A 19,004-nucleotide genomic window follows, 5' to 3' on the forward strand; every position below is an offset into this window, starting at 1 on the left:
ACCGTGTCGTCACCTACGAGATCCGACGTGGCGATTCCACTCCGTCTCACACGCCGCCGCGCGCTGAGCACTCGCGGCGCCTCGACTCCACCCGAGCGACGTAGTGGGCGGTCTCCTCGTGGTTGGTGGAGCGTGCGAGCTCGGCGAACCCTTCGCGGAAGAGCAACCGCACGGGGGTGTGCACCCGCTCGGGCGGACCTGGCAGTTCTCCGGACGCCTTGGCCGTGTGGACGAGCTCGGGGACGTCGTGCGAGTACTCCCGGTCGACGGCCCAGTAACGCAGTGCTCCTTCCGCGACCGGTTCGGCCTCGGGGAACCCGCGTTTCTCCGCGTCGGGGAGCGGACGGGTGTCCAGGTCGAAACGCAGCACCTCACCGACGGCCTCGCGCCACTCGACAGGTACGGCGTGACTGAGGCGGTCGTGCCACCAGTCGACCACGAGGCTTTCGAACTCGGGCTCGGTGAAGCAGTACTCCAGTGCGGGTGCCAATGAGTCGGGATCGGCGGTCGAGCGCTCCGCCGCCTGGGTGAGCAACCGGGCTCCCGGCCGGTTCTGCTCGTCGACGTAGTCCGCCAACGACAGAATGGCCTCCGACTGGGTCATGCTCCCGGTCGCCCGGAGCACCGGGAAGATGTTCCGGAGGACGACGTTCTCGGCGAGCAGGCGTGCCCAGAACAGGAAACGCTGCATCCGTAGATTCTCGGACAGGCTCACGTCCTTGTTCGCCAGCACGTACTCGAAGTCGTCGCGGTCGCCGCGGACGGTGACGAAACCGTAGAGCTCCCGACGTTCGGTGTAGTCGGTGTTGGGCAACAGCAGCAGGGGGTAGGCCGCGATGCGGGACACGTGCTTGGCGAGTTCGTCATAACCGGCCAGGAACGAGTCCGGGGACTCCCCCGGAGCTCCCCATATGAGTTCGGCGTACGCGTCGAGCCCCTCGGCCGCCAGCCACTCCGCCAACTCGCGCCACTGATTGATCTTCATGTTGCGTCGGTTCATGTTGGACAGCGTGTCGACGTCCAGCGTCTGCAGAGCGAGCGTGAAGGAGCTCTGCAGGCCAGCGTCCCGCATGAGTCGCACTATTCCGTAGAACATCGCGTTCTTGTTCTTGGCCCACGACGTCTCCAGGGCGACCGGATAGCCGTACCTGCTCTTGACGGCGATGAGGTCCTCGACGAACTCCATGTCCTGCGGCAGCATTCCGAAGTTCGCGTCGCAGAGCACTATCGTCTCGGCCCCGGCCCGCGCCAGCGCCTCGAGTTCTCGACGTAACCTCTCCCGGGAGAACGCGCGAACTTTCTGCCCCACCGCGCCGCCCCAGAAGCAGAACGCGCAGTGATAGGGGCACCCCCGGTTGGTCTCCAGCAGCGCGACGTCGTACCGGAAACGACCGTTGTCGTCGAGCAACGGTACGGAACCGTTCAGAATGGGGGAAGGTATCTCGTCCAGGTCCGTTATCCGGTCCCGTGCCGGGGTCGTGACCAGCTGTCCGTCGGTGTCGTGGAAAGAGATGTCGTCGATTTCGGAGTAGTTGCGCTCGTCGAGCAGCGCGTGCAGGAGATCCCGGAACGTGAACTCGCCTTCGCCGTTGACGACGACGTCCACCGCGTCGCAGTTGTTGAACACGCGTGTGGCCTGGTGGGCGACGTGGTTACCACCGAAGACGATCACGCACTCCGGATTGGCCTGCTTGATCGATTCGGCCACGGCGGAGAACTGTCGAACATTCCAACCCAGCACGGAGAATCCGACGACGTCGGGTACTCCGCCCCGAAGGAGTTGGATCGCCATTTCGATCGGGGTGACATCACCCGGAAAATTCTCTATCGAGATATCGCATTCTTCCCGTAGGCGGGTGTCGCTCTCGACGGAAGCGGCCAGGTATCCCGCCGCGAGCGGCATGGACTCCTTGGACATGTGCCATACACCCTGCTGGACGAGCTTCACTGTGAGCATCGGTATTTCCCAATCAGTCGGGACCGTTCGTCGGGAACACGCGGATACGAGCAGATAGGGCACCCCGGCCGGGGTCGGTGTGGGGGTCGCGAGGAATTTTTTACGCCGCCGAAACATCGTTGTGTTCGTCCCCACCGCGGCTGCGATTCAGCGCGACCTGATCGCAGTCTCCTGGTTTGTGATCAGTGTGTCAACGCTCGGTTTTTGTGTTTGTTCGGAAATCCTACGGTATGCACCGTATTCGATATCGAAAGATTCCTTGCCGACTCTCTCGGATTTTGTTCGTGCTGAGAGGTGTTTCGGCGAATTTGATCCGGATTTAGTGACACAGGGGGGTGTGTTGGGCAAGCTGTTGATCAAACCCGGCACCTTTTCGTTGCCGTCTTCCCGCACATGAGGGGGTTCGATGTCCGACCAGGAGGACGAGGAGCTGTGTGTACTCGTGCTCGACGAGGAGCTGCCGCGATGGCTCGCTGCCAACACCACCGCGGTGCTGGGCGTGGCGCTCGGTGCTCACGGCCTCATTCGGACGGGGCCGGAGCTCGAGGACGCGGCGGGGGAGGTCCATCCGGGGATAGGGACCAGGCCGCTCCCGGTTCTCGGGGCGCCCGGTGCGGAGCTGCCCGCGCTCCGGCGTAAGGCCATCGGCTCGGGTGTCGTGGTGATCGACTTCAACGAGGCGGCCCGCAGCAGCCGTTCGTACGATGAATACGAGAAGAATATACGCATGGACGGCATGGGGTATCTCGGAATCGCGCTCCACGGGCCGCGCAAGGCCGTGAAGTCCATTTCGGGAAACCTGAAAAGCCTTCGATGAAGGTGTGTCGAAGTATTGTTTTGATCAGAGCGTTTCTGGTGCTCGAACAGTGGGATCGGGGTTACTTTGATGTCTCGCAAAAAATGGATCACTTTTCTGACCGACTACGGCCTGGAAAACAAGTTCGTGGGTATCTGCCACGGAGTCATGGCTCGTATCGCCCCAGACGCGCGCGTGATCGACGTTACCCACCTCGTGCCGCGTGGTGATCTCGGGCACGGTGCCGAGATATTCCGGCAGGCCGTTCCTTATCTGCCGGAGGACGCCGTGCACCTCACAGTGGTCGATCCCGGTGTGGGTACCCCGCGCAAGCCCGTCGTCCTCGTGGTCGGTGACCAGCTCTTCGTGGGGCCGGACAACGGGATGATGCTGCGTGCGGCGGATGAGCTGGGTGGCGTCGACGCCGCGTACGCACTCGACGATCCCGGCTTCCGGCTCGGCACCATCTCGAACACCTTCCACGGACGCGACATCTTCGCCCCGGCGGCCGCGCATCTCGCCGCCGGTGTCGCGCCGGAGGAGTTCGGTCCCGCTGTTCCGGTCGACGAGCTGATCCGCATCCCCGATCCCGTCCGCCGTAACGAGGGGGACACGTTCTACGCCGAGGTCGTCGTCGAGGACCGCTTCGGGAACCTGCAGACATCGCTGGATTCCGGGTTCCTCGAGTCGGGTGGGGCCACGGTCGGGACCAAACTCGAGTTGATCTCGAACGGGGAGACGTACCCGATCCCCTTCGTACACACGTTCGGCAGCGTCGCCGAAGGCGAGGCACTGGCCCACATCGACTCCGCGGACCGGCTCGCCGTCGCGGTCAACCTGGGCAGCGCGGCGAACAAGTTCTCGCTGCACGAGGGCGACACACTCACGCTGCGGCGCTCTTGAGCGTCGGTGGCACGGCAGCGGAAACGTAGTCCGTCGTGGCCCGGTTCGCAGCCGGGCCACGCGGCGCCCTGCCGCGTCGCGCTCGTGCGGCGCGACGCCGCCCTAACCTCCCACGACGAACGAGCCGGTGCCTCGTACCACGATCCGGAAGGCTCTCCACCGGAGCCGGGTTCGTGATTTCGTGTGGGAGTGGCAGTTTCGACACCTGTTCGCCGCGAAGCGGCGATGATCACCTCCGAGCCCGCCTTGCGAGGCCGTTCCGGAGCGTTCCGCGTCATCGCGGTACGTCGACGTGGGGTGCCGTCCTCCCGCACAGCCCCCGCTTCGAGTGCGGCGGCTCCGGTGCGAGGCTCGCGACCCCTGTCGGGAGCACGCCGGACGGGAGGGCGGTGAACGGTGCGAAAGCGTTCGGTGTGGCTGCTGGTGGCGATCGCGGCGCTGGCGCTGAACCTGCGCCCGCCGTTCACGGCGGCGGGCGCGCTGCTGCCGGACATCGCGGCCGGACTGGGGATGTCCCCCGGGCTCGCGGGTCTGCTGCCGACCCTGCCGGTGGTCTGCCTCGGCGTGTTCGCGCTCGCGGCCACCTCCATCCGCCGCCGGTGGGGCGACGAGGGCGTGGTCGCGGTCTGCCTGCCGCTGCTGGTGCTGGGCAGTCTGCTCCGCGCGGGGCCGGGCACGGTGACGCTGTTCGGCGGCACGATCGTGGTCGGCGCGGCCGTCGGAATCGCCAACGTCACGCTCCCCGCGCTGATCAAGCGGGAGTACCCGGGCAGCGTGACGCTGGTGACCTCGCTCTACACCGTGTTCCTCACGCTCGGCAGCAGCCTCGCCGCGGCGCTGGCCGTGCCGCTGATGCGTGCCGCCGGCGGCTCCTGGCGGGTGCCGCTGATCGCGCTGGCCGGGCTCGCCCTGCTGGCCGGTCTCGTGTGGCTGCCGTTCCTGCGGCGTGGTCGCGCGGTCGCCCCCGGTTCCGGCGTTTCGGCCGTGCGACTGCTGCGCAGCCCGCTGGCCTGGCAGGTGACCGCGTTCATGGGGCTGCAGTCGCTGCTGGCCTACGTGGTGTTCGGCTGGCTGCCCACCATCGCCCAGGACCGCGGGATGGCCGCCACCGCCGCTGGACTGGTGCTCTCGGTGTCCACGCTGGTGCAGGCGCTCGGCGCCATGGCACTGCCGCTGCTGGCGGGCAGGCGTGCGGACCAGCGGGTGCTGGGCGTGTCGCTGCTGGCGGTCTCGGCGCTGGGACTGCTCGGGGTCTTCCTGGCGCCGCTCTCCTGGATGTGGGTGGCGGCCGTGGTGCTCGGCTTCGGGATGGGCGCGCTGTTCGGCCTCGCGCTGAGCGTGATCGGGCTGCGTGCCTCGGACGCCGCCGTGGCGTCCCGGTTGTCGGCGATGGCGCAGGCGGTGGGGTATCTGGTCGCGGCTACCGGGCCACTGCTCGTCGGGCTGCTGCACCAGATCAGCGGTGGTTGGACGCTGTCGATGTGGCTGCTGCTGGCGGTGTGCCTGTTCGGCGCGCTGGCCGCGCTCGGTGCGGGGAGGCCACTGCGCATCGGTGCGGAATCGACGGTGCGCCGTTCGGGGGAGCGCTCGGTGGGCTGATCACCGAATCCGCTGTGTGCGTCGTTTCACCCTCCCAGTATCTTTCCGGGTGAGGGCCGGTACGTGGCAGGTATTCGCGACGCGGCGACCGCGTCCCACGACCGGGTTCCCCGACGCCGAGGAATCGGGAGAGGTCGATGGCGGGCAACAGCAGGCAGTCAGGTCGTTCGGTCACCGAGCGTGCGCTGAGCGTGCTCACCGCCTTCGGCCCGGACGCCGACAGGTTGTCGTTGACCGAGATCTCCCACCGTGCCGAGATCCCGCTGGCCACCGCGCACCGCCTGGTGGGGGAGCTGGAGAACTGGGGCGCGTTGCAGCGCGAGTCCGACGGGCGCTACGCGATCGGGTTGCGGCTGTGGGAGCTCGGGCTGCTCGCTCCGGTGCACACCGGGCTGCGCGGTGTGGCGATGCCCCACATGCAGCAGCTGCACGAGCAGACCGGCGCCAACGTGCAGCTGGCGGTGCGCGACGGGCTGCAGGCCGTCTACGTGGAGAAGCTCACCGGCAGGCGCTCCACCCCGATCATCTCCCGCAGCGGCGGCAGGCTGCCGCTGCACACCACCGGTGTGGGCAAGGTGCTGCTGGCACACGCCTCGCGGGACGAGGTGCAGGAGTACTGCGCCCACCACCTCTCCCGCCACACCCCCTACACGATCGTCGAGCCGGGCAGGCTGGTGCGCGAGATCGGTGGGATCCAGCGGCGCGGTTTCGCCTGGACCACCGAGGAGATGACGCTGGGTTCCTGCTCGGTGGCCGTGCCCGTGCGTTCCGAGGGCGAGGTGGTGGCCGCGCTCGGGCTGGTGGTGGACAGCGCGCGCGCCGAGGTCGCCAAGCTGGTCCGGCCGCTCTCCCGGGCCGCCGGGTCGATCGGGGAGCGGTTGGCCGAGGCGAACCGGACGACTGCCGGTGTGGACTGATCGAGGTTTTCCGGTCGGGGCCGCTCGTAATCGGTCCGATTCGGGCACATCGCCGACCGCCCGGGCCGTCCGGAGCCGGATCCGCCGAAAGCTCCTCGGAAGGATCGTCCGCGCGACCCGCCCCGAGCTCCTTTCGGGGATGTTCCCGAGTTCCGTCCCTCGATGATCCGGCGTGTGCTGGGTGGTTGTGGGGATCCGCCCCGCTGTGGCCGAATCATGTCGGCTGTTCACTCGGATGGTGAAAATCAGCGAGAGGTGTCGGGTGTCGGTTCGCCGCGTGCTCACCCGAATGGCGGTCAAGCCGGACCGAATTTCCCGAACCATTCAGCTACCGGTCACCGACGTCTACTGGCCGTCTGTCGCAGCGAACGCGAGGTGAGCGCATAGAACCCCCTCGTGGCTGTTCTAGTCGGGTGCACGTGCAGATGCGCCGAGTAGGCGGAGCCGGAGCCGTTCCGACGGTTCCGCCCGCTTCGGCCGTTGGTTTCGCGCAATCACCCTTGGAGGCGGGAAAATTGACCGCGACACCTGGATACGCCGCGAGAGACAACCGCGGGGACAACGGGATTCGAATCTGTTCGACCGGGCTCACCGACACGTGTGATCTGCCGAGCTCCGTGGAGGAGTTGGCCGACCTCGCCGTCGGAACGCTCGATTGGACGGGCAGCGTGCTGCCCGCGGTGCGGTTGCTGGGGCGACGTGTCGTCCCGGTCGCCGAGCTGGTTCCGGACGCGCACGCCGAGCGGGTCTGCGTCGGCAGTGCACCGGTGCTGGACCGCACGGAGATCGCCACCTGGGTGTGGCCGGAGATGAGCGACCGGGTGCCGCCCGCTGCGGCACGGCTGTCCGGGGTGCTCGCCCCGGCGCGGCACTGGCGTACCGCGCTGACCGCCGTGGTGCCCTTCGCGCGCTTCACCAGCGCGGCGATCGTGGTCCCGCGCAGCGTCAGCGACCGCGACGGTTTCGTCTCGACCTGCCTGATCAGAGCCAGGCAGTTCGGTGTGGCGGTGCTCAGCGCCGACGAGAACAGCATCCGCGTGGAGCTGGAGGGCAGGTCGTTCGCGGACAGCGCTCCCGTGGAGCAGACCGCCGTTTCCCGCTGGGTCAACGAAGTGGTCTACGACCAGCTGCTGGCTTCCGAGACTCCCGCGCCTTCGCACAACTGAGATCCAACGACCGGTTTCGGCACGTGAGCTGTCGAACGTGCGCTGTCGAAACCGCCCGACACCGTGGTTGGAAGATCGCCTGCCGGACGTTCGGCGCTCGTAGGCGGCGCGCGGGATCTCGTGGGGGTCCACGCGCGATACGAGCAGCCCGGGTTCTTCCGCGGAGTCCGGCGCGGGCCCGGTGTCGGTTTCCAGGCGGGGAGCAGCGAGGATCGCGGCGAGCGGTTACTGACTGACATATCGGCGAGGGCCGACATCGCGGGTGCGGTGTCGGCCCTTCTCGTGTTCGCGGGGCATCCTTCGGCGGGGTCACGCCGCGACGAGCCGGTGTCGTTCGCCGTGAGTGGGTCGGGCCGTCAGGTCGCGACGGGTTTCTGCCGGGAGTTCGAGCAGTTCGGCGAGGTCTTCTTCCGCGAGGCTGGTGGGGTGGCGTGGTCGTTGCCTGGCCGCGTTCGGGGATTGGTACTCGGGGTGGGTGAGCAGGGCTCGTCGTCCGGCCGAGGTGTGCTGGTTGAGCAGCTGTGCCACTGTCAGCGCGCCCGGCCCGGAGTCGGCGTGTTGACCGTGACCACCGCGCAGTGGGGTCAGCGTGCCCACCAGAGCCAGCGCGAGCGTCACGGTGACCGTGAGCAGTAGCCCCGAGGGGTGGAGGAACAACCCCGGTGGGTGGAGGAGTAGGGCCGAGTCGGTGATGGCCGGTATCGACACGATCAGGGGAATCGGTGGCGCGGTCACAGTGCCCCTCCGTCCTTGCCGAAGCGTTCGCGGAGCTTGCGGCTGGTCTCCTGTTCCTGGCGCTCCTGCTCGCGGCCGTGCTCGATCGCCGCGCTCATGCAGATGTCGCAGGTGGAAGACAAATTCGGACGGATCCGTCAGCACCACGTGCTGCCCGCACAACGTGTCACGCCGCTGCTCCGGACGCGGCCGGACCTCCCGGGAGAACGCGTGCCGAAACCCGCCCACCGGGTTCCACCACACCACCGGACCCGACCAACCCCACCCCAACAACGGAACCTCAAGCATCGGGAGCACTCCTTTCATGTGAGCCATATTTTGTGAACCTCACATACAAGGTGGAGCATAAAAAGTGAGGCTCACAAGTAGCTTCACCTGATCGGGTACTGCGTACGCTCTGCCACAGCAGGCATCAGCGAGGAGGAGTCATGAGCTTTACCGGCAGTCCACGTGTGCTGAAACGACGGATCGCATCGGAGCTGACGCGGATGCGTCTCGAACTGGGTTGGTCGCAGGCACATGTGGCACGCCTGATGTCCTCCTCGGAAGGACGTATCGCCAATCTCGAAGGGCAGCGCAACCTTCCCAAGCCCGAGTTCCTGGAAAAGCTGCTGCGCATCTACGGACGCGAAGACGAAACCGGGCACTACCTCTCGCTGCTCGAAGAAGCCAGAGGAAACAAGGCGGCGTGGGAGAACATCGATCTCACCGCCGAGCCGGTCGGCCTCGACGACTACCTCGGATTGGAACGAGGGGCCTCCAAGATCGAAGGCTACGAGTCGCGCCTCGTTCCCGGACTGCTGCAGACCCACGACTACGCCCGCGACGTGATCCGTGGCAGACAGCGTTCGGACAGCAAGTTGGACCAGAAGATCGAGCTGCGTACCCGACGACAGGAGATCCTCACTCGCTCCGAACAGCCGGTCCGATCGTGGATGATCGTCGAGGAACAGGTGCTGGACCGCCCGGTGGGTTCTTCGGAGACCATGCGCGATCAGCTCGAACATCTGATGGAACTGGGTAAGCTCGACAACGTGCAGCTACAGATCTGCCCGACGTCGCTGGGCTCACATCCTGCGTTGACAGCGCCGTTCACCATCTTCCATGTGCCCATTCCGAACGATCCCGGACTGGTCAGTGTGGAGACCCGGATCAAAACGATCTGGTTCGACGATCAGGCCGAGGTCGACCAACACGTCGAGATCCTGAACCACCTGCGCACGCTCGCACTCACACCGGAACAGAGCCACGCACTGCTCGAGAACAAGCGGAAGGAATACCGATGACCAGCTTTCCCAGCCACTTATGGCGAACCTCCAGTCGAACCACCGATGTCGGCCACTGCGTCGAAGTGGCCTTGACCAGTGGGGCCGTCGGTATCCGCGATACCAAGGACCGGCAGGGCGGCACCCTCACCGTCACCCCCGCAGCCTGGGCCGGGTTTATGGACCGCCTCAAAACCGGCGGCTACGACCAGGACTGATCCGGTCGGACGTCGCTATACCGTGGCCGGGGCGTCAATTTCTCGCGAAATTTACGAAGCCCCGGTGCGGGCATGGACTCCTCGCCGCACCGATACCTGGTGCTGCCCGCACAACGTGTCACGCCGCTGCTCCGGACGCGGCCGGATCTCGCGGGAGAAGGCGTGGCGAAACCCGCCCACCGGGTTCCACCACACCACCGGACCCGACCAACCCCACCCCAACAACGGAACCTCAAGCATCGGGAGCACTCCTTAATACTCAACGTACGTGTAAGATCACCTTTCGTTATCGACGGTAGATGACGACTATCTAATTAGATAGACAGATCACCAGAAAGCGTGACGCAGTGAAGGAGCGTTCGATGGCCCCGAGCTCACCGACCGTAGCCGCCTGGGAACTCGGACGTCGGCTCCGCGAGAAGCGCAGCGAAGCCGGGTTGAGTGCCACCGCCGCTGCCAAGCGGTTCGGGATCACCGCGGCCTACCTCTCCGAATTCGAGAACGGGAAGAAAAACATCGGCGAGGAACGACTCACGACGTTGGCCGAGGCGTACGAGCTCGATGGCAAGGAAGTCGCTGAGCTGCGTAGCCTTCGCGACGAAGCGGGTAATCGTGGCTGGTGGAGCGACTACTCGGCCCTGTTCAGCGACGAACTACTGCGCTTTTTCGGCTACGAGCACGGCTCGGAGAGCGTGCGCTCCTACGACAGCGCCATAGTCAACGGGCTACTGCAAACCGAGAACTACGCCCGGGCCGTTATCGAGGCAGGCGCACCCAACATCCGACTGGCCGAAGTGGAACGCAGACTCGAATGCCGCAGGCGGAGACAGCATCGCATCACCGGCTCGGAACCGCTCCAGCTCAGCTCGGTGATGAGCGAAGCAGCGTTGCATCAACGGATCGGCGGCACCGAAGTGCTGGCCGAGCAGCTCGACCACCTCGTCGAGCTCATCAACGCTTACCCTGACACTCTCGACATTCGCGTCGTGCCCTTCGAAGCGACCGGGCACGACGCGATCGGCGGTTCACCGTTCCTGCTCATGACGTTTCCCACCGGCAAGCTGCCCATGTTGCTGTGGCACGAAACCGTGACGAGCACACAACTGATCACCGATTCACTGACCATTCGCGAACACAGCCTCGCACACACCGAAGCGAGCAAAGCCGCCCTGAACCGCGAAGAGTCGTTGAACAAGATCACTTCGGCTTCCCGAAACTTGCGGGGATAACTACAGTCCCAGGTATGGCAGGAAAAAACGCACCGCACACTTGGCGTAAATCCAGCCGCAGCGCCAACAACGCCCACTGCGTCGAGGTGGCCTTGACCAGTGGGGCCGTCGGTATCCGCGATACCAAGGATCGTGCGGGCGGCACCCTCACCGTCACCCCCGCAGCTTGGGCCGGGTTTATGGACCGCCTCAAAACCGGCGGCTACGACCAGGGCTGACCTGCCCAGGCACTGCTTACGCCGTGGCCGGGGCGTCGATTTCCCAAGAAATTTACGAAGCCCCGGCGCGGTGGACTGAGCGTTGTGCGGTTGTCGGCCGGTGGCTTGGGGCTGGTCTGCTTGGGCTGTGGGGCGGGGTGTATGACTACCGGAATTAGGCAACTTTACTGTAACGATTTGTTCGGCCTCCGAAGGTTTCATCGGAAGACTTAGTGCCCGATAATCCGCGTTCTTTGCCGGGGTGGCGGCGGGCTGGTCGTCCGGTGTCAGCGGTGTCGATACTGCGTGCTCGGGCTGTAGACCTCGCCGCTGGCATCGGACGGTATCAGCGAAGCGATACGAAGTGTGTCCGGAAAAAGGACTTCTTTCTTTGTTTGCTTTCGCAAATCAGTGGTTGAGCAGCTGAAATCTATTCCGGAAACGTGAGAGATGTTGCTGACCGTAATCGATCGGTGATCCGCGGCTGACCTTACATCGGGCTTCCCGGTGCGTCAGTTCTGGGGTAAGAGCGTGGTTGAAGGTCATGCGGGTGGGTGAGTAGTGGCGGTAGCTCTTTACTCGTACGAGGGATCACTACGGGTGGGCTGAGCCGTTCGAGTGATCGCAGTGTGTTTTCCGGAACACGTTAGAGTGTCGATCGTCATAGTGATAGTGGGTCTGTTCTGCTGACGTGGCGTGCGCTGGTCCGGCAGGATGTGGCCCGGTTTCGGATCATGGCCCAGGGGACCAGGGGGAAGCAGACGTGAGCCAGCAGAACGGCTTCGGCGTTGACCACGAGAAGCTGCAAGCAGTCATCACAGACCTCGAAGCCGCTCTTGATGAAGCACGTGCTCTGGAAAGGCAAGCTGAGCAGAGTGAGCCGGGGGAACTTACGGCATACGACGACACCACTGAGCAGGCGCGTGAGGCTTTCAAGAAGCGTATTCGAGGTGAAGGGTCTCTGAATTCTGCAGCTATGAATATACGACAAGAACTAGAAAGAAAGATCAACGCCTACAGGGCAATATTGCAAGAATACGGCTTGGCCGAGGACAATGCATCCGTGGCGCAGCGGGAAACCGAAAGGCAGAGCTGAGGAACGTGAGCAGTGTGGTGAGTAGGGGGCGGCTTATTACAGCTGTCGCCAGTGGGCTTATGCTAACTCTTGTACTTGCTGGTTGCTCCTCTGGTTCGAATGGTCAAAAGGATTCACCTGGAGATGCTTCAGTTAGTGATAACACGTCTCCGTCAACGTCTCAGTCTGAGATAGCAATCCCTAGTCCGAAGGACGTCACGGCGGTTGACGTGTGTGGACTCATGCCGGGAGATGCTGCTTCAAAGCTCGGTCTTGGTCCTGATGGAGAAAAAGACGAAGGTGGATCCAGCGCTTCTTCTGCTTGCGTATGGGAAAATTCTGAGAGTTATAAATCGGTTTCGCTTTCTCCGATTCTCGATCGTTCGCTTAGTGTTTACTATGAGAATACTTCAGAATTTGTTGATTTTAAAAAATTAAAAATACTGGAAAACCCTGGGGTTCGGGCAAACAAGAGTAAGCCTATGGAAAGCGGCTCGTGTTCAGTATATGTTGCAACGCGACAAAATCAACTGGTTAATTCTTTTGCTACCGTCCCTGTGAATGAAATCGGTAAATCTGACCCTTGTGTGCCGGCGAAGAAGGCCTTGGAGCTATCATTGCCGTCATGGCCTGCGGCGAAGTGAGAAGGTGGGGGTAATGTCTTCAGGTCCTACTGTTCCTATAATGTGCTATGCGAGTCAGGCTAAGGACATCCGTGCCAATATGGCCGGTTCGCCTGATGCGGCCCAGCTTCCTACGTCGACCAGTCAGGGTTCCGCCTCACTGAAGGCAGCCTCCTCGAAGTTTCGAAGCATCATCACTAGCGTCGACGCCGCACTGAAGAAGGCCGAAGAGGCCCACGAGGGTCGTGCGGCGGAGATCGCCAAGGCTTCGGTGTCCGCAGTCAAGCCAGTTGCCAGCAATGCTATCGACTTCTGCGATACCGTTCAGGACTCGTTGGACACTCAGGCAAGCACGCAGCACAAGACCTTCCAGGATCTCCCGGCTGAGGGCGGCAAACTCTCGGACGGTCGTCCCGCCCAGATGGAGCCGCCGGAGAAGAATTGGGCGGACGACAGTGGGGTCAGTGGTGTTCCGGGGTTGGGGTGGACCAGTGATTATGAGGAGAAGCAGGAGCGTTACCGGGCCACCAACGCGGAGGCCAATAGTGTGATGGCTCGGTATACGGAGCAGACGACGGCGGCCACGCAGGGGTTGCCGGAGTTCAAGCCGCCGGAGGGGTCCGACACCGACGCGTCGCGGCAGGCCGATTACGGCGGCAGTGCGGGCAGCGTGGTGGCGGGCAGCACCTTCGACAACAGTGTGGGCTCGGGCTACTCGGCGCCCGCCTCCTCGTCCTCGGCGTGGGCCGGGGGTTCCGGCGGTTCGGTGGGTTCGGTCGGTGGTGGGTCGTATGCCCCGTCGGGTGGTTCCGGCGTGGGTGGTGGCTCCTACACCTCGCAGCCGGCCGGTTCCGGGTCGGCGTGGGTGAATCCCTCGGGCGGTGGCTCCGCGGGCAACGGTTCGCTTCCTCCGGGGGCGGTCCGTGGTTCGGATGGCACGGTCTACCGGCAGGGTCCGGATGGGGGTTGGCAGCGGCAGAATCCGTACAACGGCCGGTGGGCGCCGGCTCCGAGTGGTCCGCCCGGGGTGTCCGGCGGTTCCGGCTCGGGTGGTCGTGCCGGTGGTGCGGGTGGCTTGGGTGGTGCCCGTGGTGGTTACGCGGGTGGTACCGGTGCCGGTGAGCCCGCCGCTGGTGGTCGTTCGGGTACGGGCTCGTTCGGCCCGAGGGGCGGCGGCTCGGTGGTGTCGGGTGCCAATGCCGCCGGTGGTGGTCGTGGTGGGCCGATGGGTGGTGCCGGGGCCCGGCAGGGCGGTGGTGACGAGGAGGAGCACGATCGTCCGAGCTGGTTGGTCGAGGACGAGGACGTGTTCACCAACGACATGCAACGTGTCGCTCCGCCGGTGCTCGGCGAGACCCCCTACGAGCAAGGCCGCTGACCAGCTGCGACACCGAAGAGAGGCAACAGGCCGTCCCGCACCGACAGCGGGACGGTGTCCAATCGACACCGAGGCGAACACTCGCGTGGAGCCGGGCGCGGGCGTGCTCAACCGGACACGTCCCACTGGGCACGCCACAGGAATCCCGCCGCTCGCCACGCGAGTTCCCCCGCCACGTGCCCGCGAACGCACGGCGCGTGGATCGGCTGAAACAACGGAAATGACGGTGCGGAACCAGATCTCTGTCGGCCCGGCGGCGGCCATCTACCTGTGTGAGCGTTACGACCTGATGATCCATCCCCTGCTGCGGGTGGGCATGTTGTCGGTGCAGCTCGATGAGGACGAGCGGGTACGTATCCCCGAAGAGGGCCGGGCCGAGCTGCAACGACAGGGGTTGATCCAGACCGACGAGGTGCACCCCTTCCTCGATGACGCCTGGCACCTGCTCGCCTATCCGCCGCTGGCGCTCGGCATGGCGGTGCGCGACGACCAGGAGAGCTTCAACGCGGTGCTGGCAGAGCAGGGGCGCGGCACGCTGCGCGCCTACCAGGCCGACGCCCCCGACTCCGGCTCGGCGGAGAACATTCTGCTGGACCGGCAGGAGTACGGCGGCCTCGGCGGTAACGCCGTCAAACTGCTCGGTGAGCTGAAGCCGCTGTCCGGCGGCTCGGCCAGCGTGCCCACCGAGCTGCTGAAGCAGGCCGGGCAACGGATGAGCTCCGACCCCTCCGGCAACGCCATGAGCGCGCTCGCCTCCGTCGGCATCCGGCAGAACGACGCGCGGGTGCTCGGCAACGTCATGACCACGCCGCGCGGCACCGAGGCGGTCATCACGGCCCGCCGCCACGATCGCAAGGTCAACAGGACGCACAAGCTGCCGAACGGACTGCAGGTCTTCCGCACCGAGCAGGGCTGCTACATGACCCAGCAGAGCACCGGAAGCGACGGGCGCGAGTGGTTCACCGTCGCGCCCGCCGACCCGCGCAAGGTCACCGCCAAGCTGGAGGAGATGCTCGAACACCTCCGTCGGAGGTGAGGTCATCTCTCCGGCCGTCGTGGGCGGTCGCTTGGCGGAACCTCTGGCACGGTTCTCGCTGTGAGTCCGGCGACATCGGGTAGCGACCACGCAACGTCTCCGGCGTCCTCGCGAGAACCCCACCGGAGAACCCGCGGCGGTGCCGACTGCGTGAGTGGTCGGAGTTCATCTTGCGGGGTTGGCGGGAGCTCGGCCCGCGTCGAAGGGGCGCGGCGATTTCGCGAGAAATCGACGCAGCCGGGGCCGAGCCGCCGCCCCGGGTGCGCTGCGGATGACGGCCGGGCCGGGAAAGCCCGGTCAGCTGCCGAGGACGCGGGTCAGGTAGGGGTTGCCGAACAGCCGGTCCGGGTCCAGCCGGTCCCGCACCCGCAGGAAGTCGTCGAACCGGGGGTAGCTGCCGCGCAGCTCCTCGGCGCCGAGTCCGTGCATCTTGCCCCAGTGCGGTCTGCCCCCGACCTCCCGCACGATTCCCTCGAAGGTGTCGAACCACTCGCGGTACGGCATCCCCTTGTACTGGTGGATCGCGACGTAGGCGGTATCGCGCCCGTGGGCGGTGGACAGCCAGATGTCGTCGGCCTCGGCCACCCGAACCTCGACGGGGAACATCACCGGATGGCGCAGCCGCGCCACGGCACTCCGCAGCAGTTCGATCACCTCCGGCAACCGCTCGCGCGGGATCGCGTACTCCGACTCCACGAACCGAACGGTCCGGCTGGTCACGAACACCCGGTGCGAGGTGTCGCCGTAGGAGCGCCCCGACCAAGTGGCACCGCAGATCCGGTTCAGCCGCTTCACCAGTGCGGGGCGGCGCCTGCCGATCTCGCACGCGAGACCGAACAGCCCGTTCTCCAGCACCCGGTACTCCAGCCAGGAGCGCACCGGGTGCAGCGGTCGGGGGCGTTCGCGCTCGGGGAGCCTGTTGTTGCGTTTGACCAGGGTGTGCGTGCTGTGCGGGAACCAGTAGAACTCGAAGTGGTCGTTCTCGGCGGCGTACCGCTCGAACTCGGCCAGTACCTCGTCGAGCTGCCGCGGCTGCTCCTCGGCCGCCAGCGCGAACGCGGGAACGCAGCGCAGCGTCACCGTGCTGATCAGGCCCAGCGCGCCGAGACCGACCCGGGCCGCGTCGAACACCTCGGGGTTCTCGGTGGGGGAGCAGCGCAGCGTCGAACCGTCGGCCAGTACCAGTTCCAGCGCCGCCACCTGGGTGGCCAACCCGCCCAGGTTCGCCCCCGTGCCGTGGGTACCGGTGGATATCGCGCCTGCCACGGTCTGCCGGTCGATGTCGCCGAGGTTGGGCAGTGCCAGCCCCATCCGGTCCAGTAGCTCGTTGAGCAGGTGCAGCGGCGTGCCGCCGCGAACGGTGACCGTCCCCCGATCGGGGGCCACATCGGTGATCCCGGTCCACCCCGAGAGGTCCAGTGCCACGACTTCGCTACGTTCCCCGGACGGCAGCGGTGCGGCGATCTCGCTGAACGAGTGGCCGGACCCCACCGGGCGCACCCCGTGGCCCGCGGCACGCGCCTCGGTGACGGCGGTGACGAGGTCGGCCCGGTCGCGCGGGCGTGCGGTTCGGCTCCCGGGCGCGACCACCGTGCTCGCCCAGTTCGACCACGTGGTTCGGGTAATCGTCATGACCGCATCGTCCTTCCGCCGCCGATTCCCGGAAAATTATGTGAATATCTCTCGCGTAACAAGGGGTGCGGGCTTACCTTGAAATGCGTGACCCCGTCGGCACCACCCACCATCGCCGGCTCCGCGACACGGCTGGACGCCGTGACCGCCGAGCTGGAACCACCCTTCGGGGTGGCGGATCTGGACGCGTTCGACCGCAATGCCGCCGAGCTCGCGAGACGCGCCGACGGCAAGCCGATCCGCCTGGCCACGAAGTCGCTGCGCTGCCCCGAGCTGATGCGTCGCGCGCTGCGCTCACCGGGTTTCGCGGGACTGATGTGCTACAACCTGCCCGAGGCGCTCTGGCTGTACCGGCTGGGAATCTCCGACGACCTGCTGGTCGCCTACCCCACGGTCGACCGCGCGGCGCTGGCGGAACTGGCCGCCGATCCGGGCGCCGCCGCCGCGGTCGCGATCACCGTCGACTCCGCCGAGCAGCTCGACCTGATCGAGCGAGCGACCTCCGGCACCGCCGAGCGATTGCGGATCTGCATGGAGGTCGACGCCGCCTGGCGCCCGCTGGAAGAGTCATCCGTGTCCCGCCTCCCCGTGCTCGGCGCGAAGCTCGGCGAGCGGCTGCACGTAGGTCCGTTGCGCTCGCCGGTGCGTTCGCCGCGACAGGCACGCGAGCTGACGCGGGAGATCCTGCGGCGGGAAGCCTTCCGGCTCGTCGGGCTGCTGGTCTACGAAGGACAGATAGCCGGGATCGGTGACGCCCCACCCGGGCAGCCGCTGCGCGCGGCTGCCGTCCGGTGGGTGCGGCGAGGCTCGGCAAGGGAACTCGCCCACCGCCGCGCGGCGGTCGCCGAGGCCGTCGGTGAGCTCTGCCCGCTGGAATTCGTCAATGGCGGTGGAACCGGCAGCCTGGAGACGACCACGAACGAACCGGCCGTCACCGAGGTAGCGGCGGGCTCGGGGCTGATAGGACCGACCCTGTTCGACGCCTACGAGGCGTTCCGACCGCTGCCCGCCGTGCTGTTCGCGCTGCCGGTGGTACGTCGCCCCGACCGTCGTAGCGCCACCCTCTTCTCCGGTGGCTACGCGGCTTCCGGGGCAGCGGGGCCGGATCGGCTTCCCAGCCCTTACCTGCCCAGTGGACTGCGACTGACCGGAACCGAGGGCGCCGGGGAGGTACAGACCCCCGTCGTGGGGCCGGGAGCACGGCGTCTCCGGCCGGGTGATCGGGTTTGGTTCCGGCACGCCAAGGCAGGCGAGCTGGCCGAGCGGCTTCCCGAGTACCACCTGCTCGAATCCCTCGACTCCGGAGCGGACCGCAGGCTCGGTGCCGTCGACACTTACCGCGGTGCGGGCAAGTCCTTCGGCTGATCCTCCGAGATCCGGCTGGACAGGTAACCGCGGACCAGCTCCCTCGCCTCGTTGACCAGTGTCTGGTCGCCCTCGGGAGCTCGCCGGAACGCCAGGTGCAGCACCGCGTCGGCGGCCTCCACCGCGACCGAGAGCGGTAGTTCCAGTTCACCCGGCGGCATCCCGAAACGATCCGAGATGAGGCTGGTGAGCTTCTCCGCGATCACCGCGTTGTTGTCCTTGGTCTCGTGCAGCAGCCGCAGATCCACCACGTCGCCGAAGTGCAGCTTGCTGAACGCGGGGATCTCCCGGTGCATCCCCAGGTAGACGTCGAAGACCGTGTCCACGGCGTCCCACCAGTGGGCGAGCTCTATCCGGTCCAGTCGTTCGGAGACCGTCTGCACGAAGCGATCCAGATTGCGCAGCGTCAGCTCCTGCACCACCGCGCGTTTGTCCGGAAAGAACTGGTACAGCGAACCGACGGCGACACCGGCACGTTCGGCTATCAGTGTCGTGGTCAGCCCGTCGTACCCCACCTCATCGATGAGCTGTGCGCAGGACTCCAGCATCCGCTCGACACGCTGGGCGCTGCGTTGCTGGACGGGCTTGCGGCGCAGCGGGGCTACTTCGGTTGGCAAGGTGACTCCTTGATCGTATCCGAGCTCCAGGTTTTCCCGGACCGAGTCCGAGGCGCGCCGCAGACGCCAGCGGCCAGGCAAGCGGCACGGCTTGCCTAGTCTCGCGCTCTTACAGCGATCATGCTTCCTGAGCGGTCCTTCAGAGTGTCAGTCGATAGGGTGAGCAGTGATCCTTCGTCCGCACGACCGCCGCTGCCGCCGGCCCGGCGAACCGTGCCGACGTCGGCGGGATCCAGCGCCCGAGTCGGATCGCGTTACGCGATTATGCACCTCGTCACACAGACGGCGAAAAAGAT

At 66.0% G+C, this 19,004-nt stretch carries 20 protein-coding genes; 14 read left to right on the forward strand and 6 right to left on the reverse strand.

What is annotated here, in order from left to right:
- Positions 1 to 46 precede the first annotated feature (46 nt).
- Positions 47 to 1,957 carry a KedN5 family methylcobalamin-dependent radical SAM C-methyltransferase gene (locus BM150_RS06785; RefSeq protein ID WP_139219459.1) on the reverse strand — a complete coding sequence of 637 codons (1,911 nt, stop codon included), beginning with the start codon at positions 1,955 to 1,957 and terminating at the stop codon, positions 47 to 49.
- A gap of 406 nt (positions 1,958 to 2,363) precedes the next feature.
- Here BM150_RS06785 and BM150_RS06790 point away from each other — a divergent pair, with 406 nt between their 5' ends.
- The 5 genes from BM150_RS06790 (at position 2,364) to BM150_RS06810 (ending at position 7,338) form a co-directional block, all read left to right on the forward strand.
- Entirely contained in the window at positions 2,364 to 2,774 is a 411-nt protein-coding gene (locus BM150_RS06790; protein WP_092925237.1) for a DUF2000 domain-containing protein, read from the forward strand.
- A gap of 69 nt (positions 2,775 to 2,843) precedes the next feature.
- The gene (locus BM150_RS06795; RefSeq protein WP_092925239.1) at positions 2,844 to 3,656 is read left to right on the forward strand and encodes an SAM hydrolase/SAM-dependent halogenase family protein; all 813 of its coding nucleotides are present in this window, start codon (positions 2,844 to 2,846) and stop codon (positions 3,654 to 3,656) included.
- A gap of 396 nt (positions 3,657 to 4,052) precedes the next feature.
- Positions 4,053 to 5,255 carry a CynX/NimT family MFS transporter gene (locus BM150_RS06800; RefSeq protein WP_217641425.1) on the forward strand — a complete coding sequence of 401 codons (1,203 nt, stop codon included), beginning with the start codon at positions 4,053 to 4,055 and terminating at the stop codon, positions 5,253 to 5,255.
- A gap of 137 nt (positions 5,256 to 5,392) precedes the next feature.
- Entirely contained in the window at positions 5,393 to 6,172 is a 780-nt protein-coding gene (locus BM150_RS06805) for an IclR family transcriptional regulator (protein ID WP_092925243.1), read from the forward strand.
- A gap of 515 nt (positions 6,173 to 6,687) precedes the next feature.
- Entirely contained in the window at positions 6,688 to 7,338 is a 651-nt protein-coding gene (locus tag BM150_RS06810; RefSeq protein WP_175496717.1) for a hypothetical protein, read from the forward strand.
- A gap of 309 nt (positions 7,339 to 7,647) precedes the next feature.
- Here the strand turns inward: BM150_RS06810 and BM150_RS06815 are convergent, their stop codons facing one another.
- Positions 7,648 to 8,073 (reverse strand): hypothetical protein, encoded by a 426-nt coding sequence (locus BM150_RS06815; RefSeq protein ID WP_175496718.1) that lies wholly within the window; start codon positions 8,071 to 8,073, stop codon positions 7,648 to 7,650.
- The gene (locus BM150_RS24905) at positions 8,070 to 8,195 is read right to left on the reverse strand and encodes a hypothetical protein (RefSeq protein WP_281243665.1); all 126 of its coding nucleotides are present in this window, start codon (positions 8,193 to 8,195) and stop codon (positions 8,070 to 8,072) included. The genes BM150_RS06815 and BM150_RS24905 overlap by 4 nt, the downstream gene beginning before the upstream one ends.
- Before the next feature lie 306 nt (positions 8,196 to 8,501).
- On the opposite strand from BM150_RS24905, the gene BM150_RS06825 reads away from it, so the two are divergent.
- Both BM150_RS06825 and BM150_RS06830 read left to right on the forward strand, forming a co-directional pair.
- Positions 8,502 to 9,359: a helix-turn-helix domain-containing protein gene (locus tag BM150_RS06825; protein WP_092925245.1), complete on the forward strand. Its 858-nt coding sequence runs from the start codon at positions 8,502 to 8,504 to the stop codon at positions 9,357 to 9,359.
- Positions 9,356 to 9,556: a DUF397 domain-containing protein gene (locus BM150_RS06830; RefSeq protein WP_092925247.1), complete on the forward strand. Its 201-nt coding sequence runs from the start codon at positions 9,356 to 9,358 to the stop codon at positions 9,554 to 9,556. Before BM150_RS06825 ends, BM150_RS06830 begins: the two co-directional genes overlap by 4 nt.
- A gap of 51 nt (positions 9,557 to 9,607) precedes the next feature.
- Here the strand turns inward: BM150_RS06830 and BM150_RS06835 are convergent, their stop codons facing one another.
- Positions 9,608 to 9,796 carry a hypothetical protein gene (locus BM150_RS06835; RefSeq protein ID WP_139219460.1) on the reverse strand — a complete coding sequence of 63 codons (189 nt, stop codon included), beginning with the start codon at positions 9,794 to 9,796 and terminating at the stop codon, positions 9,608 to 9,610.
- A gap of 122 nt (positions 9,797 to 9,918) precedes the next feature.
- Here BM150_RS06835 and BM150_RS06840 point away from each other — a divergent pair, with 122 nt between their 5' ends.
- From BM150_RS06840 to BM150_RS06860, 6 genes are all read left to right on the forward strand, one after another.
- Positions 9,919 to 10,785 carry a helix-turn-helix domain-containing protein gene (locus BM150_RS06840; protein WP_092925251.1) on the forward strand — a complete coding sequence of 289 codons (867 nt, stop codon included), beginning with the start codon at positions 9,919 to 9,921 and terminating at the stop codon, positions 10,783 to 10,785.
- A 14-nt stretch (positions 10,786 to 10,799) separates the two neighbouring features.
- Positions 10,800 to 11,003 carry a DUF397 domain-containing protein gene (locus tag BM150_RS06845; RefSeq protein ID WP_092925253.1) on the forward strand — a complete coding sequence of 68 codons (204 nt, stop codon included), beginning with the start codon at positions 10,800 to 10,802 and terminating at the stop codon, positions 11,001 to 11,003.
- A gap of 742 nt (positions 11,004 to 11,745) precedes the next feature.
- On the forward strand, positions 11,746 to 12,078 hold the full coding sequence (locus tag BM150_RS23640) for a hypothetical protein (protein ID WP_139219461.1): 333 nt from the start codon (positions 11,746 to 11,748) through the stop codon (positions 12,076 to 12,078).
- Between the two features lie 59 nt (positions 12,079 to 12,137).
- Positions 12,138 to 12,701, forward strand: coding sequence for a DUF3558 domain-containing protein (locus BM150_RS06850; RefSeq protein WP_245755359.1), 564 nt, complete (start codon positions 12,138 to 12,140; stop codon positions 12,699 to 12,701).
- 40 nt (positions 12,702 to 12,741) lie between these two features.
- A complete protein-coding gene (locus tag BM150_RS06855) occupies positions 12,742 to 14,058 on the forward strand; it encodes a hypothetical protein (protein WP_245755316.1) in 1,317 nt (438 codons plus the stop codon).
- Positions 14,059 to 14,278: 220 nt separating this feature from the next.
- Positions 14,279 to 15,094 carry an ESX secretion-associated protein EspG gene (locus BM150_RS06860; RefSeq protein ID WP_092925257.1) on the forward strand — a complete coding sequence of 272 codons (816 nt, stop codon included), beginning with the start codon at positions 14,279 to 14,281 and terminating at the stop codon, positions 15,092 to 15,094.
- A gap of 297 nt (positions 15,095 to 15,391) precedes the next feature.
- Here the strand turns inward: BM150_RS06860 and BM150_RS06865 are convergent, their stop codons facing one another.
- Entirely contained in the window at positions 15,392 to 16,726 is a 1,335-nt protein-coding gene (locus tag BM150_RS06865) for a D-arabinono-1,4-lactone oxidase (RefSeq protein WP_092925259.1), read from the reverse strand.
- A gap of 87 nt (positions 16,727 to 16,813) precedes the next feature.
- Between BM150_RS06865 and BM150_RS06870 the strand changes: the two genes are divergently transcribed.
- On the forward strand, positions 16,814 to 18,091 hold the full coding sequence (locus BM150_RS06870) for an alanine racemase (protein ID WP_245755317.1): 1,278 nt from the start codon (positions 16,814 to 16,816) through the stop codon (positions 18,089 to 18,091).
- Here BM150_RS06870 and BM150_RS06875 read toward each other — a convergent pair.
- Complete coding sequence (locus BM150_RS06875; RefSeq protein ID WP_092925261.1) at positions 18,061 to 18,708, reverse strand: TetR/AcrR family transcriptional regulator; 648 nt, start codon at positions 18,706 to 18,708, stop codon at positions 18,061 to 18,063. The genes BM150_RS06870 and BM150_RS06875 overlap by 31 nt on opposite strands.
- Between the last annotated feature and the right edge of the window lie 296 nt (positions 18,709 to 19,004).

It is taken from the genome of Actinopolyspora alba (assembly GCF_900112765.1).
In the GTDB taxonomy this organism is placed as follows: Bacteria; Actinomycetota; Actinomycetes; order Mycobacteriales; family Pseudonocardiaceae; genus Actinopolyspora; species Actinopolyspora alba.